Consider the following 14,036-nt stretch of genomic DNA (forward strand, 5'->3'; position numbering starts at 1 on the left):
GCTAAAAGTCGCGCATGGATAGCCCACCGAAGGGGCCCAACCAAGCAGGCTCTTGGAAGATCATGCCTCCGATGCCCGCAGGTTTCCCTACTTCGGCTTCGGAGGCGCCTTAGCTCGCGCCCGGGCGGCGGCGGCGAAGGCCTCGGATTCGGCGATCTCGGCGTCGGTCGGCGGGTGGATGTTTCCAACGTCGGCGTCGGCCATGGCGCGGGCGGCGAAGGCGTCGCTGGCGTCGAGGTCCCAGGTTTCCGGGGCGGTGCTGTTGGTGACGTAGACGCCTTCGGCGGCCTGGTCCTCGACCTGGGCCTTCATGGCCTCAGGCGTCGGCAGGTCGGCCGGCGGGGCCGGGATGGAGGCGAAGGTCGGGAAGCCGCCGGGCTTGGCCAGCACCGCCTCGATGTCGGCCTTGGCCGGCGAGGTCGGATTGACCGGGACCTCGGCGAACGGACGCCGGCCCGAGGGCGAGGCGCAGGCGGCAAGGCTCAGGGCGCCCAGAACCAGGACACTGGCGCTCATCTTGCGCGACAACGGAATGCGGGCTTGGCCGTTCATAGCAAGTCCGGTCATATGCGATGATTGCGGCAAGCGAAAGGGCGACCCGTCGCCCTTCCAGGTGAGGAAACGATGCATGGCCGGTGAAGCCAAGGCCCCGACCCGCAAACAGGCCAAGGCGAAGGCCGGCGGCAAACCCAAGGCGGCGAAGGCGAAAACCGCTTCGAAGGCCGCCAAACAACAGCCCGACGACCGCGTCCACGCCGCCCGCCAGGCGACCGCCGAGGCGAGCGCGCCGCCGCCCGAGATGCCGAAGTTCCCGCCACCCCTCTCTTCTTTGGGCGACGACCCGGCCGGCTTCATTCCCAAGGGACAGCGTGAGCAGTTCGAGAAGCTGTCGGCGAATCTGGCCCGCGCCGCCGTCACCGCCCAGGGCGCCATCGCCGAGGCCGCCCTGCGCCAGGCCGACGCCCCGGCGGCGCTGAACACAGACCCCTTCCACGTCGGCCCGGCCCTGACCCAGGTCATGGGCAAGCTGGCGTCCGAGCCCGACCGCATGCTGCGGGCCCAGGCTGACCTGTTCTCGCGCTACCTCGACCTGTGGCAGAACACCGCCAAGCGGATGGGCGGCGAGACCGTCGAGCCCACCGTCGTCCCGGCCAAGGGCGACAAACGGTTCAACGATCCCGACTGGGGCAACCACCCGCTGTTCGACGTCATGAAGCAGTCCTACCTCTTGACGTCGAACTGGCTGAACAGCCTGGTCTCCGAGGTCGAGGGCGTCGATCCGCTGGAGAAGCGGCGGGTGGAGTTCTTCATGAAGACGCTGACCGACGCGGTCAGCCCCAGCAACTTCCTGATGAGCAACCCGGCGGCCTTACGCGAAGTGGTGGCGACCGGCGGCGAGAGCCTGGTGCGCGGCATGGACCAGTTCGCCGAGGACCTGACCCGCGGCGGCGGCCAGCTGTCGATCAGCCAGACCGACATGGACGAGTTCGTGGTCGGCCAGAACGTCGCCACCGCGCCGGGCAAGGTGGTCTATCAGAACGACATCCTGCAGCTGTTGCAGTTCACGCCGACGACCGACGAGGTGCGGGAAATCCCGCTCTTGCTGTTCACGCCGTGGATCAACAAGTTCTACATCACCGATCTTAGGCCCGATAACAGCCTGATCCGCTGGCTGACCGGCCAGGGCTTCAGCGTCTTCGTGACCAGCTGGGTCAACCCCGACGAGACCCTCGCCGCCAAGACCTTCGAGGACTATCTGGTCGAGGGCATCTACGACGCCACCGCCCAGGTGATGAAGCAGTGCGGCACCGACAGGGTGAACACTGTCGGCTACTGCATCGGCGGGACCCTGCTGTCCTGCGCCCTGGCCCACATGGCGGCCAAGGGCGACAAGCGGATCAATTCGGCGACCTTCTTCGCGGCCCAACAGGACTTCGAGGAGGCCGGCGACCTGCGGCTGTTCGTCGACGAGGGCTGGCTGAAGGACATCGAGGCCCAGATGGACAAGGCCGGCGGCTTCCTGCCCGGCAAATCGATGGCCGATACGTTCAACGCCTTGCGCGGCAACGACCTGATCTGGTCGTTCTTCGTCAACAACTACCTGATGGGCAAGGAGCCCAAGCCCTTCGACCTGCTGTTCTGGAACAGCGACCAGACGCGGATGCCCAAGGCGCTGCACCTCTTCTACCTGCGCCATTTCTACAAGGACAACGCCCTGTCGAAGGGTGAGCTGACCCTGGCCGGGGAGAGGCTGGACCTGAAGAAGGTCAAGACGCCGATCTATGTGCAGTCGAGCCGCGAGGACCACATCGCCCCGTTCCGCAGCATCTATCGCGGGGCCAAGCTGTTCGGCGGGCCGGTGACCTTCACCATGGCGGGCAGCGGCCACATCGCCGGGGTGATCAACCATCCGGACGCCAGGAAGTACCAGCACTGGACCAACAGCGCCCTCCCCGACTCCGTCGAGGAATGGGTGGCCGGGGCGGTGGAGCATCCGGGCAGCTGGTGGCCGCACTGGGCCGTCTGGCTGAACGAGCGGTCGGGCGACATGGTCCCGGCCCGCGACCCGACCAAGGGGCCGCTCAAGGCCCTGGAGGACGCGCCGGGGTCGTTCGTGAAGGTGCGCAGCTAGACCGCGCCGTAGCCGCGGTTCAGGGCGGCGATGGCGATCTCGTCGACGCGCTTCTGGCTGAGGTTGGTGTTGTTGAGCAGGACCAGGGTCGGGCCGCCGTCCAGGCCGTGGGCCAGCAGGCATTTGTAGCCGCCGGAATTGCCGGTCTCCCAGGCGAAGCGCCGTTCGGCGCCGCCCAGGGTCAGGGTCTTCACCCGGCCGCCCAGGCAGTAGTTCTGGTCGGCCACGCGGACCGTCGTCAGCAGCTTGCGCGAGGCGGGCGACAGGAAGCGGCGCTCGAAGACGGCGATGGCGAGGCGGTGCAGGTCGCCGACCGTCGAGCAATAGCCGCCGCTGGCGGTGGCGAAGGGCGGGCTGAGCTGCAGGTTGCGGACCGGCGGCGTGGTGGTGCGGTAAGGCGCCGCCACCGGGTCGATCATGGTCGGCAGCAGCCGGCCGGTGTCCTTCATGGCCAGGGGCTTCAACACGCGGGCGGCGATGACGTCCTCGAACGGCGCGCCGGCGGCGGCCTCGACGATGGCGCGGACCAGGATCCAGTTGGTCAGCGAGTAGTCGAACTGGGCGCCGGGCTCGAAGGTCAGGTCGCCGGAGGCGTAGCGCTTGATCGCCTCGGCCATCGGCAGGTCGAGGCTCATGAGGGATGCATCCAGCTTCACCGCCGCGATGTAGCCGTTGGGGATGCCGCTGGTGTTGGACAGCAGGTGGGCCAGGGTCACCTTGTCGCCGGTGTCGCGCCGGTAGTCCTTGAGCACGCTGGTGATCGGCGCCTCGAGGACCAGCTTCTTCTCCTCGACCAGCTTGAGGATGGCCAGCGTTGTCAGGAACTTGGTGATCGAGGCGATGCCGAAGGGGGTGGCCGGGGTGATCGGGCGCGGGGTCTCGATGTTGGCCAGGCCGACGGCCGTGGTGCGCGGCTTACCGCCCGGCCCGGCGACCAGCAGGGCGCCGTTGAAGGGCTCGCTGGCCGCCGCCGCAGACAGGGAGGCCAGGGTGGCCGCCGCGTCGAACTTCGCCGCCGCCGACACGCCGCTGGCCGTCATCAGGGCTAGGGCGCCGCCGCCCGCCAGAACCTGTCGCCGATTGCCGATCATCACGTCACTCCCCGGATTGGGCCAAAGAGCAGCGTGGACCCGGGGCCGCAAGTTAAGCTTCGGTCATGTAGGAAGGCGCCTACAGATTTAGCCGCAGCTTCGGCCGCTCCCAGGTGATCTCCCCGACGGGCGGCGAGACTCCGACATCCACCGCCCCCATCCGCCGATAGAATTCCGCCGCCTGAGGGTTGGACGAGATGACCACGGCGCTGGCCCCCAGCGCCCTCGCCCGCTGCGCCATCTGTTCGAACAGCCGGCGGCCGACGCCCTTCCCCTGGGCGGCGTTGGCGGTGAAGAAGAGGTCCAGTTCCAGGGCCGTCCCGTCATGCGGGATCAGCTGGTGGAAGCCCATGACCTCGCCGGCCTCTTCGTCCAGCCAGACCTCGTCAGCCTCGGTGAAGACCCAGCGCGGGATGAAGGCGGCGATCATCGCCCTCGCGGCCGGGACCTCGTAGCCGTTGCTGGCTTCCATCAACGCCACCAGGGCGGCGCGGTCCTCCGGCCTCGCCCGGCGGATCATCAGATGTGCAGCGGCCGGGCGTAGGCGTCCAGCGACGCCTCGTGCATGGCCTCGCTCATCGTCGGGTGCGGGAAGACGGTGGCGAACAGGTCTTCTTCCGTCGCCTCCATGGTCATGGCGATGGCGTAGCCCTGGATCATCTCGGTGACCTCATGGCCGATCATATGGGCCCCGAGCAGCGCCCCGGTCTTGGCGTCGAAGACGGTTTTGACAAAGCCATCCAGCTCGCCCGCGGCGATGGCCTTGCCGTTCACCCGGAACGGGAAGCGGCCGACCTTGACCTCGTAGCCCGCCGCCTTGGCCGCCGCCTCGGTCAGGCCGACCGAGGCGACCTGCGGGGTGGCGTAGGTGCAGCCCGGGATCGGGGCGGTCAGATTGGGCGTCTTGAAGCCGGCGATGTGCTCGATGCAGTGGACGCCCTCGTGCATGGCCTTGTGGGCCAGCCAGGGGGCGCCGGCGACGTCGCCGATGGCGTAGAGGCCGGGCACGTTGGTGGCGCCGTGGCTGTCGGTGACGACATGGCCGCGATCGAGCTTCAGGCCCAGGGTCTCGGCGCCGAGGTTCTCGGTATTGGGGCTGATGCCGATGGCGACGATGGCGATGTCGGCTTCCAGGGTCTCGGCCTTGCCGCCGACTTCCAGGGCGACGCTGACGCCGGCCTTGGTCTTGGCCAGCTTGGACACCTTGGCGGCGACGCGGAACTTGATGCCGCGCTTTTCGAAGGCCTTGTGGGCGGCCTTGGAGATCTCCTCGTCCTCGACCGGCAGGATGCGGTCGAGGGCCTCGATCACCGTCACCTCGGAGCCGAGGGCGCGATAGAAGCTGGCGAACTCGATGCCGATGGCGCCCGAGCCGATGACGATCAGGCTCTTGGGCGCGGCCTTGGGGACCAGGGCCTCGCGATAGGTCCAGATGCGGTCGCCGTCCGGTTCGAAGCCGATGGCGGGGATGGTGCGGGCCCGGGCGCCGGTGGCCAGGATGACGTGCTTGGCGGTGACCGTGCGGCTGCCGCCGGCCTTGAGGGCGATGACGACCTTGGGGGCGCCAGCTGCCTTCTCGAGCTTGGCGGCGCCTTCGATGACCTCGATCTTGTGCTTCTTCATCAGGAAGGCGACGCCGGCGGTCAGCTGTTTGGCCACCCCGCGCGAGCGTTCGACGACCTTGGTGAAGTCGAAGGCCCGGCCGGTGACCGACAGGCCGTAGGCCTCCAGGTGGCCCAGCTGCTCATAGACCTCGGCGGTCTTGAGCAGGGCCTTGGTTGGGATGCAGCCCCAGTTGAGGCAGATGCCGCCGAGGTTCTCCCGCTCGACGATGGCCGTCTTCAGGCCCAGCTGGCTGGCGCGGATGGCGGTGACATAGCCGCCGGGGCCGGCGCCGATGACGATGACGTCGAAATCGCTCACGAGACTGCTCCGTAGTCAGTAGTCGGGCCGCAGGGCATTCTCTTGATCCGCTCGTCCCGGCGAATGCCGGGATCCATTTGACGGATCTCGGTGCTCGGGGAGTGCCAATGAGAAAAGCCGGACAGATCAGCGCCCTATGAAATGGGTCCCGGCATTCGCCGGGATGAGCGGAAAGGAGAGAGGTCGCGGAGCGACCTCAGACAATCATCGTCAGCGGGTCTTCGATCAGCGATTTGAACACCTGCAGGAAGCGGGCGCCGATGGCGCCGTCGACGACGCGGTGGTCGCAGGTCAGGGTGACGGTCATTACCGTGGCGACGGCCAGTTCGCCCTTTTTCACCACGGGACGCTGCTCGCCGGCCCCGACGCTCATGATGCAGCCCTGCGGCTCGTTGATGATCGAGGCGAAGGACTTGATGCCCATCATGCCGAGGTTCGAGACCGTGAAGGTGCCGCCCTGGAATTCCTCGGGCTTCAGCTTGCGGTCGCGGGCCCGGCCGGCCAGGTCCTTGGCCTCGGTGGCGATCTGGGCCAGGCCCTTGGTGTCGGCCGCCCGGATGATCGGGGTGATCAGGCCGCCGTCGATGGCCACGGCCATGGCGATGTCGGCGTGGTGGTGCATGGCCAGCCCCTCGGGGCTGTAGCTGGCGTTGGCCTCCGGCACCCGGGTCAGGGCGACGGCGACGGCCTTGATCACCAGGTCGTTGACCGAGACCTTGACGCCGTCCTTCTCCAGCATGGCGTTGATCTTGGCGCGGGCGGCCAGCAGGCCGTCGATCTCCAGGTCGATGGTCAGCGGGAAATGGGGGACGTCACGGAAGCTCTCGGTCATCCGCCGGGCGATGGCCTTGCGCATGCCGTCGAGCGGCACGAGGTCGTAGGTGCCGTCCGGGATGCCCATCTGGGCCAGGCTTTGCGGGGCGCGGGCCGGAGCGGTGGCCGGCGCGGCGCCGGGGGCGGCCGGGGGCTGGGCGGGAGCCTTGCCTCGGGCGGCATCGACGTCGGCCTTGATCACCCGGCCGTGCGGGCCGCTGCCCTTGACGGAGGCGAGGTCGAGGCCGGCGGCCTGGGCCAGGCGGCGGGCCAGCGGCGAGGCCATGACCCGGTCACCCGAACCATTGAGCTGGGCCGGCGGGGCGGCCGGCGCGGGCGCTGGCGCGGCGGGCGCCGGCTTCGGCGCCTCGGCGGCCTTGGGAGCTTCGGCTTTCGGAGCCTCAGCCTTAGGAGCGGGCGCCGGCGCGTCGCCCTCCCCGGCCATTCGGGCGATGGGGGTGTTGACCTTGACGCCTTCGGTGCCGGCGTCGACCAGCAGGGCCTCGATGACGCCCTCGTCGACGGCCTCGACCTCCATGGTCGCCTTGTCGGTCTCGATCTCGGCGATGACGTCGCCGGCCTTGACGGTGTCGCCGGGCTTCACATGCCACTTGGCCAGCGAGCCCTCCTCCATGGTGGGCGACAGGGCGGGCATCAGGATTTCAATAGACATTCGTCTGCTCTCTCATGCGCTCGGAGACGCTTCGACAAGGGTAAGGGGCGTCCACATCGCCTGGCGGCGGGCGGCGCGGTCCTCGGCGGGTTGCTCGCCGAAGTCCATGGATTGGGCGGGACGGTCTTTCAGTTCCTCGATGTCGGTCCCCACGACATTGAGGGTGGCGCGCAGGCCGGTGTCGGTCTCGACGCTGGAAAACACCAGTACGCCGCACTGTTCGCACAGCCAGAAGTCGGCCGCCTGGGCGGCGAAGCGATAGAGGCCCAGAACGCCCGGCGCGGCAGTAACGTGAAGGCTGCCGGCCGGATCGCGGGCGTAGCGGGCGCCGTGGCGGCGGCAGAAGCTGCAAGTGCAGGCGAACACCGGCACGGCGTCCATGTCCGGACTCTCGAAGGAAACCCGCACCGAGCCGCAGTGGCAGGCGCCGTTGAGGGCGTGGCTCATGCGCCCTCCTCCGACAGATGCGCCAAGTCGGCGGCATGCGCCTCCCAGTTCTGGCCGTCGAAGGGCTCGATCCGCAGGTCCAGCCCCTCGGTGCTGTCCAGGCAACGGGCGTTGACCGACCAGCCGTCCGGATTGGAGCGCGGCCGGTAGAAGGGCTTCACGCCGCAGACCGAACAGAAGGTGTGTTTCGCCACCCCGGTGTTGAACCTGTAGGTGGTGATGACGTCCGCGCCGGCCGTCAGCCGGAACCGGCTCTCCGGCACGATGACATGCACGAAGCCCACCTTCTGACACATCGAACAGTTGCAGCTCTGCGCCTCGACGACGGCCGGCAAGGCCGCCTCGAACCGCACGGCGCCGCAGTGGCAGCCGCCGGCATGCCAGCTGTGCGCCGCCTGGGTCACTTGTAGCTCACCGCCTTGGCCGCCTTGACGATCTTCTCGACCGACGGCAGCGACAGCACCTCCAGGTTGGCCGCGTAAGGCAGCGGCACGTCTTCCTGGTGGACGCGCAGCGGCGGGGCGTCGAGGTAGTCGAAGGCGTGCTCGATCACCCGCGCCACGATCTCGGCGCCGACGCCCATCGGGCCCCAGCCTTCCTCGACGCAGACGATGCGGTTGGTCTTCTTGACGCTCTCGACGATGGTCTCGTGGTCGAGCGGGCGGATGGTGCGCAGGTCGATGACTTCCGCCTCGATGCCTTCGGCGGCCAGTTCCTCGGCGGCTTTAAGCGCCAGGCCGACCATGCGGCTGTGGGCGGTGATGGTGACGCCCGAGCCCTCGCGGCGGACCTTGGCCTTGCCGATCGGCACGATCCAGTCCTCGACATCGGGGATGTCGAACTCGACGCCGTACATCATCTCATGCTCGAGGAAGACGACGGGGTTGGGGTCGCGGATGGCGGCTTTCAGCAGGCCCTTGGCGTCGGCGGCGTCGTAGGGGGCGACGACCTTGAGGCCGGGCACCTGGCCGTACCAGGCGCTGTAGTCCTGGCTGTGCTGGGCGCCGACCCGGGCGGCCGCGCCGTTGGGGCCGCGGAAGACGATCGACGACTTGATCTGGCCGCCGGACATGTAGAGCGTCTTGGCGGCGGAGTTGATGATCTGGTCGATGGCCTGCATGGCGAAGTTCCAGGTCATGAACTCGACGATGGGCTTCAGACCCGCCATCGCCGCGCCGACGCCCAGGCCGGCGAAGCCGTGCTCGGTGATCGGGGTGTCGATGACACGGCGGTCGCCGAACTCCTGTAAGAGCTCGCGGCTGACCTTGTAGGCGCCCTGGTACTGGGCGACTTCCTCGCCCATCAGGAAGACCTTGTCGTCGCGGCGCATCTCCTCGGCCATGGCGTCGCGCAGGGCGTCACGGACCGTGATCTTGACCATCTTCGTCCCGGCCGGGATCTCCGGGTCGAGCAGCGGCGCCTTGGCCGGCGCCGCAGCGACCGGCGTCGGCTGCGGCTTGGCCTCGACGGGCGCGGCGGCCTCGGGTTCGGCGGGCGCTGGCGTCGGCGCGGGCGAAGCGCCCTCGTCACCGTCCAGGCGGGCGATCGGCGTGTTGACCTTCACCCCTTCGGTCCCGGCGTCGATCAGCAGGGCGCTGATCACGCCCTCGTCGACGGCTTCAACCTCCATGGTCGCCTTGTCGGTCTCGATCTCGGCGATGACGTCGCCGGCCTTGACGGTGTCGCCGGCCTTGACGTGCCACTTGGCGAGCGTGCCCTCCTCCATGGTGGGGGAGAGGGCGGGCATCAGGATGTCGGTCATTACTCGGCCGCCTCCAGGTAGACGTCGGTGTAGAGTTCGGAAGCGTCCGGCTCAGGCGAAGTGCGGGCGAATTCGGCGGCTTCGGCGACGATGCGCTTCACCTCCGCGTCAATGGTTTTCAGTTCGTCCTCGGAGACCTTGGCCTTGTCCAGCTTCTCACGCAGGTGATCGATGGGGTCGCGGGTCTTCTTGACCTCGTCCACCTCCTCCTTGCTGCGGTACTTGGCCGGGTCGCTCATCGAGTGGCCGCGGTAGCGGTAGGTCTTCATCTCGAGGATGTAGGGGCCCTTGCCCGAGCGGGCGTGCTCGGCGGCGCGGGCGCCGGCCTCGGCCACGGCGTCGACATCCATGCCGTCGACCTCTTCCCCCGGGATGCGGAAGGAGATGCCGCGCTTGTGCAGGTGGGTTTCCGACGCCGAACGCTCGATCGAGGTGCCCATGGCGTACTGGTTGTTCTCGATCATGTAGACGACCGGCAGGCTCCACAGCTGAGCCATGTTGAAGCTCTCGTAGACCTGGCCCTGGTTGGCCGCGCCGTCGCCGAAGTAGGCGAAGGAGACGTTGCCGTTGTCCTGGTACTTGTTGGCCAGCGCCAGGCCGGTGCCCAGGCTGACCTGCGCCCCGACGATGCCGTGGCCGCCGTAGAAGCCGGCCTCGGTCGAGAACATGTGCATCGAGCCGCCCTTGCCCTTGGACGAGCCGCCGGCCCGGCCGGTCAGTTCGGCCATGACCTCGCGCGGGTCCATGCCGGCGGCCAGCATGTGACCGTGGTCGCGGTAGCCGGTGATGATCTGGTCGCCCGGCTTGCGGATGGCCTCCATGCCGACGGCGATAGCTTCCTGGCCGATGTAGAGGTGGCAGAACCCGCCGATCAGCCCCATGCCGTACAGCTGCCCCGCCCGCTCCTCGAAGCGGCGGATCAGCAGCATGTCCTTGTAGTATTTCAGCAGCGTCTCGCGGCTGGTCGTGACACCGGTGTCAGAACCTTTCCCCGATGTCTTGGCCTTAATAGCCCGCGCCATTCATCTCTCCCTGGACCGATCTCAATGCGGCCTTTTCCTTCCCTCGGCTCTTCACCGGGCGAAAGGATCGACCCGGGTCAGGGCTGCAGACGGATCACATAATCCCTCGGGTCCGCGAAGCCTAGGACAGAACGCGCGCGTTCTTCCAAAAGGTCCCGCGAAAGGCTGCCGTCGCGTAATAGCCGAGCCCTGGCTTCGAGGTCCATCCTCTCCTGCCGGGTCAGCTTCAGCTTTTCGTGTAACTGCGTCTGTTCGGCCCGCCGTTGCTGAGACAATAGCCAGCCCAGCTCCCCGGTCAGGCCGTGGAAGACGAAATACACGATCAAACCCAGCAGGGTGATCGTCGGCAGGTAGGGGCGGATTTGCGCGAGCATGCGCTGAACGAGCTTCCTGGAACGCGGAGAACCCGGGCAGAATCACATTGTCATGCTTAATGGAGTGCTACTCGCGGGTGAGTTCCTGCCTCAGGAACAGCAGGACGGTCAGTCCGGCCAGCACGGCGATCCAGATCAGCAGCATGACGGTCGCCAGTTCCGCCCCCTGGGCGGTGACCCCGCCGATGCCCACCGGCCCGCCGCGCAGCACCTGGGCCGAGAGGCCCGGGAAGCTGAGCAGCATGTCCCACTCCGGATGCACGGGGTCCGGCCGCACCACGCCCATGACGATGGCCTGGGCGAAGGCCAACAGCAGGGTGACGATGATGGCCGCCACATTGGTGCGGGTCAGCACCGCCACCAGGGCGGCGATGAAGCCAACGACAAGCAGCTCCAGCCAGGCCCCGGCGAAGCCGCGCAGGAAGGCCGGCGCGAAGGCCGCCCAGTTCACCGGCTCGAACGGCACGGTTTCGATCACCGCCCGCGCCAGGCCGCTGAGCAGCCCGCCCAGGGCCATGCCGATGAGACCCAGGGCCGCGGCGGCGGCGTAGACGGCGAACTTGGCCAGCATCAGGTTCAGCCGGCTGTTGCGCGGCGTCTGCAGGCGCCAGGTCTCCCAGCGGTAGTCGGTCCCGAAGATGGCCGCCGCGCCGATCAGGAAGAAGATCTGCGTGATCGGCGACCCCGCCCCCGAGAGCGCCCCGACGATGTCGGATCCGAGATTGACCAACCCCGGCAGCTTGGTCTTGGCGACCAGCTTGACGAACAGGGTGGCGATGACGCCGAGGGCGAACACGCCGATCCCCGGGATGGCGAAGCCCCAGATCACCGCGCCGCGATCGCGCCAGAAGCGGAACTGCTCGGCCTTCAATGCGTCCAGCAGCATGCTCAAGACCCCGTATGGAAGAGATAGGCCCGTTCCAGGTCGCCGCCGACCCAACGGGCCTCGACGATGTCGATGCCCCTCGTCGCCAGGGCGCGGATCAGGTCGGGCGCCTCGGCGCGGGTGATGGCGGCCAGCACGGCGTCGCCGTCGGCGGCCCCGCGCTTGCCCAGGACGTCGAGCACCGCGGCCTGCGGCGCGGCCAGGATGCGCAGCTGCTCCTTGGTCTGGCTGAGATCCTCGATGGCCGTGAGCTTGCCCTTGGCCAGGAAGGCGACGCGGTTGCAGACTCGCTGCACCTCGTCCAGCTGGTGGCTGGCCAGGATGACGGTGACGCCGTCGCGGTCGGCCAGCTCGCGGATCAGGGCGCGGATTTCCAGGATGCCCGACGGGTCCATGCCGCTGGTCGGCTCGTCGAGGATCACCGCCTCGGGCCGGGTGATCAGGGCGGCGGCCAGGCCCAGCCGCTGTTTCATGCCGACCGAGAAGCCCTTGGTCTTGCGGTCGGCCGCCTCGGTCAGGCCGACCCGGGCCAGCCAGCCCGCGACATCCGGCGAGGCCGCGCCGCTCTGGGTGCTGAGCATGACCAGCGTCTCGCGGGCGGTCAGGTAGGGGTGAAAGCGCGGCGTCTCGATCATCGAGCCGATGCGGCGCAGGGCCTTGGGATCACCGGCCGGCTGTTCCAGCAGCCGCACCTCGCCGGCAGTCGGCTTGATCAGCCCCAGCGCCAGCCGGAACAGCGTCGACTTGCCGGCCCCGTTCGGTCCCAGCACGCCGAACACCCCGCCGCGCGGAATCTCCAGGCTGAAGTCGTCCAGCGCCTTGACCCCGCCCGCGCCGGACCCGAACGTCTTGGTTAGGCCGATGGCCTGGAGGGCGAAACTCATGGACGCTCCGAAGCCATCATCGGCCTGTCGTGACCGGCGACTATGGCCGTTGCGCTGAGAGTCGCCAAGGAGGGCTCAAGATGGTTCGGATGAGAGTGTGGATGGCGGTCATCGCCGTCCTCGTGGTCGGCGCCTGCGCCACGGCGCCGCCGGCGCCGGCCGGGCCCCGCCCCCTGACCATCCTGATCTCGATCGACGGCTTTCGCCCCGACTACCTGAACGCGACGGACGCCCCCACCCTCGCCCGGCTGGCGGCGGAGGGCGTGGTCGCGCCCCAGGGCATGCGCCCCTCCTATCCGTCGCTGACCTTTCCCAACCACTACACCCTGGTCACCGGCCTGCGCCCCGATCACCACGGCATCGTCGCCAACAACATGGACGACCCGGCCCTGGGCGGCTTCACCATGAGCAACAAGCAGGCGGTCGTCGACCGGCGGTGGTGGGACCAGGGCGAGCCGCTGTGGGTGACCGCCGAACGGGCCGGCGTGCGCACCGCCACCATGTTCTGGCCAGGCTCCGAGGCTGACATCGGCGGCGTGCGGCCGGCCAAATACGCCCCCTTCGACCAGAAACTGTCCTCCGCCGCCCGGGTCGACGTGCTGCTCGGCTGGCTGGACGATCCGGCCGTGAAGCCGGGCTTCGCCACCCTCTATTTCGACATCGTCGACACCGCCGGCCACAGGTTCCAGCCGGGCGCGCCCGAGGTCCGGACGGCGGTCGGGGAAGTCGACGGCGCGCTGGCCCGGCTGCTGGACGGTCTCAAGGCCCGGGGGCTCGAGGGCCGGGTCAACCTGGTCATCGTCGCCGACCATGGCATGGCCCCGGTGCCACCCGGCCAGGTCATCGTCGTCGACGCCGCCGACCCGGGCGGCGTGCGCCTGGTCTCCGGCGGCCCGGCCGCCACCTTCGCCCTGCTGCCGGGCCAGGAGGCGCGGGGCGAGGCTCTGCTGCTCAGGCCCCACGAGCACATGACCTGCTGGCGCAAGGCCGACGTGCCCAAGCGCCTCGCCTACGGGAGCAACCCTCGCATCCCGGCCATCGTCTGCATGGCCCAGGTCGGCTGGCTGATCAGCAACGTCGAGGGCGCCGCGCGGCGCAAGCCGGAAACCGCCATCACCGGAGCCCATGGCTATGACAACGCCGCGCCGGAGATGCGGGCCCTGTTCCTGGCCTGGGGGCCGGGCGTGCGGCGTGGCGCGACGGTGGCGACCTTCGACAATGTCGACGTCTATCCCCTGCTGGCGCGGCTGATCGGGGTGAAGGCCGTAAAGGGCGACGGAACGCTGCCCAAGGGCGTGCTCAAGTAAATTCCGCCTTCGGGGCGCGCAGCGCCACGGGGGAGGGGGACCGCCGGCCCGACTCAGGGCCGGTGGTGGAGGGGGCAGCGCCGGCGGATCGGGCTGCCATGAACGCAGCTGTCACAGCCGCGCCAGAACGCGTTCTTCCCGACAGGCCGGCGCGGGGGGGGGGGGGGGGGGGGGGGGGGGGGGGGGGGGGGGGGGGGGGGGGGGGGGGGGGGGGGGGGGGGG

General features: G+C 68.9%; 14 protein-coding genes. 2 read left to right on the forward strand and 12 right to left on the reverse strand.

The features are described from left to right. Positions 1-87: 87 nt before the first annotated feature. A complete protein-coding gene (locus AC1RSK_RS22855; protein WP_492909990.1) occupies positions 88-567 on the reverse strand; it encodes a hypothetical protein in 480 nt (159 codons plus the stop codon). Between the two features lie 232 nt (positions 568-799). On the opposite strand from AC1RSK_RS22855, the gene phaC reads away from it, so the two are divergent. Continuing rightward, on the forward strand, positions 800-2,632 hold the full coding sequence (gene phaC / locus AC1RSK_RS22860; protein ID WP_492910003.1) for a class I poly(R)-hydroxyalkanoic acid synthase: 1,833 nt from the start codon (positions 800-802) through the stop codon (positions 2,630-2,632). On the opposite strand, the gene AC1RSK_RS22865 is transcribed toward phaC, so the two are convergent. The 11 genes from AC1RSK_RS22865 to AC1RSK_RS22915 form a co-directional block, all read right to left on the reverse strand. Continuing rightward, entirely contained in the window at positions 2,629-3,723 is a 1,095-nt protein-coding gene (locus AC1RSK_RS22865) for a serine hydrolase domain-containing protein (protein ID WP_492909991.1), read from the reverse strand. The two genes, phaC and AC1RSK_RS22865, sit on opposite strands and share 4 nt — an antisense overlap. Before the next feature lie 79 nt (positions 3,724-3,802). Further along, positions 3,803-4,243, reverse strand: a complete 441-nt coding sequence (locus AC1RSK_RS22870; protein ID WP_492909992.1) for a GNAT family N-acetyltransferase — start codon at positions 4,241-4,243, stop codon at positions 3,803-3,805. Continuing rightward, entirely contained in the window at positions 4,243-5,646 is a 1,404-nt protein-coding gene (lpdA, locus tag AC1RSK_RS22875; RefSeq protein WP_492909993.1) for a dihydrolipoyl dehydrogenase, read from the reverse strand. Before lpdA ends, AC1RSK_RS22870 begins: the two co-directional genes overlap by 1 nt. A 196-nt stretch (positions 5,647-5,842) precedes the next feature. Further along, a complete protein-coding gene (locus AC1RSK_RS22880) occupies positions 5,843-7,132 on the reverse strand; it encodes a pyruvate dehydrogenase complex dihydrolipoamide acetyltransferase (protein ID WP_492909994.1) in 1,290 nt (429 codons plus the stop codon). 12 nt (positions 7,133-7,144) lie between these two features. Then, the gene (locus tag AC1RSK_RS22885) at positions 7,145-7,579 is read right to left on the reverse strand and encodes a GFA family protein (protein ID WP_492909995.1); all 435 of its coding nucleotides are present in this window, start codon (positions 7,577-7,579) and stop codon (positions 7,145-7,147) included. After that, positions 7,576-7,983, reverse strand: a complete 408-nt coding sequence (locus AC1RSK_RS22890; RefSeq protein WP_492909996.1) for a GFA family protein — start codon at positions 7,981-7,983, stop codon at positions 7,576-7,578. Before AC1RSK_RS22890 ends, AC1RSK_RS22885 begins: the two co-directional genes overlap by 4 nt. Continuing rightward, positions 7,980-9,341, reverse strand: a complete 1,362-nt coding sequence (locus AC1RSK_RS22895; protein ID WP_492909997.1) for a pyruvate dehydrogenase complex E1 component subunit beta — start codon at positions 9,339-9,341, stop codon at positions 7,980-7,982. Before AC1RSK_RS22895 ends, AC1RSK_RS22890 begins: the two co-directional genes overlap by 4 nt. After that, positions 9,341-10,363 (reverse strand): pyruvate dehydrogenase (acetyl-transferring) E1 component subunit alpha, encoded by a 1,023-nt coding sequence (pdhA, locus tag AC1RSK_RS22900; RefSeq protein ID WP_492909998.1) that lies wholly within the window; start codon positions 10,361-10,363, stop codon positions 9,341-9,343. Before pdhA ends, AC1RSK_RS22895 begins: the two co-directional genes overlap by 1 nt. 77 nt (positions 10,364-10,440) lie before the next feature. After that, positions 10,441-10,737: an FtsB family cell division protein gene (locus AC1RSK_RS22905; protein WP_492909999.1), complete on the reverse strand. Its 297-nt coding sequence runs from the start codon at positions 10,735-10,737 to the stop codon at positions 10,441-10,443. A gap of 67 nt (positions 10,738-10,804) precedes the next feature. Beyond that, positions 10,805-11,623: an ABC transporter permease gene (locus tag AC1RSK_RS22910; RefSeq protein WP_492910000.1), complete on the reverse strand. Its 819-nt coding sequence runs from the start codon at positions 11,621-11,623 to the stop codon at positions 10,805-10,807. Positions 11,624-11,625: 2 nt separating this feature from the next. Continuing rightward, a complete protein-coding gene (locus tag AC1RSK_RS22915) occupies positions 11,626-12,507 on the reverse strand; it encodes an ABC transporter ATP-binding protein (protein WP_492910001.1) in 882 nt (293 codons plus the stop codon). Between the two features lie 80 nt (positions 12,508-12,587). Between AC1RSK_RS22915 and AC1RSK_RS22920 the strand changes: the two genes are divergently transcribed. Further along, a complete protein-coding gene (locus AC1RSK_RS22920) occupies positions 12,588-13,814 on the forward strand; it encodes an alkaline phosphatase family protein (protein WP_492910002.1) in 1,227 nt (408 codons plus the stop codon). Positions 13,815-14,036 lie beyond the last annotated feature (222 nt).

The organism is Caulobacter sp. GW821-FHT11A05 (genome assembly GCF_058809015.1).

Coding starts and splice junctions, on each gene's coding strand:
- AC1RSK_RS22855 (WP_492909990.1), bottom strand. CDS start 567: ATGACCGGACTTGCTATGAACGGCCAAGCCCGCATTCCGTTGTCGCGC.
- phaC (WP_492910003.1), top strand. CDS start 800: ATGCCGAAGTTCCCGCCACCCCTCTCTTCTTTGGGCGACGACCCGGCC.
- AC1RSK_RS22865 (WP_492909991.1), bottom strand. CDS start 3,723: ATGATCGGCAATCGGCGACAGGTTCTGGCGGGCGGCGGCGCCCTAGCC.
- AC1RSK_RS22870 (WP_492909992.1), bottom strand. CDS start 4,243: ATGATCCGCCGGGCGAGGCCGGAGGACCGCGCCGCCCTGGTGGCGTTG.
- AC1RSK_RS22880 (WP_492909994.1), bottom strand. CDS start 7,132: ATGTCTATTGAAATCCTGATGCCCGCCCTGTCGCCCACCATGGAGGAG.
- AC1RSK_RS22885 (WP_492909995.1), bottom strand. CDS start 7,579: ATGAGCCACGCCCTCAACGGCGCCTGCCACTGCGGCTCGGTGCGGGTT.
- AC1RSK_RS22895 (WP_492909997.1), bottom strand. CDS start 9,341: ATGACCGACATCCTGATGCCCGCCCTCTCCCCCACCATGGAGGAGGGC.
- pdhA (WP_492909998.1), bottom strand. CDS start 10,363: ATGGCGCGGGCTATTAAGGCCAAGACATCGGGGAAAGGTTCTGACACC.
- AC1RSK_RS22905 (WP_492909999.1), bottom strand. CDS start 10,737: ATGCTCGCGCAAATCCGCCCCTACCTGCCGACGATCACCCTGCTGGGT.
- AC1RSK_RS22910 (WP_492910000.1), bottom strand. CDS start 11,623: ATGCTGCTGGACGCATTGAAGGCCGAGCAGTTCCGCTTCTGGCGCGAT.
- AC1RSK_RS22915 (WP_492910001.1), bottom strand. CDS start 12,507: ATGAGTTTCGCCCTCCAGGCCATCGGCCTAACCAAGACGTTCGGGTCC.
- AC1RSK_RS22920 (WP_492910002.1), top strand. CDS start 12,588: ATGGTTCGGATGAGAGTGTGGATGGCGGTCATCGCCGTCCTCGTGGTC.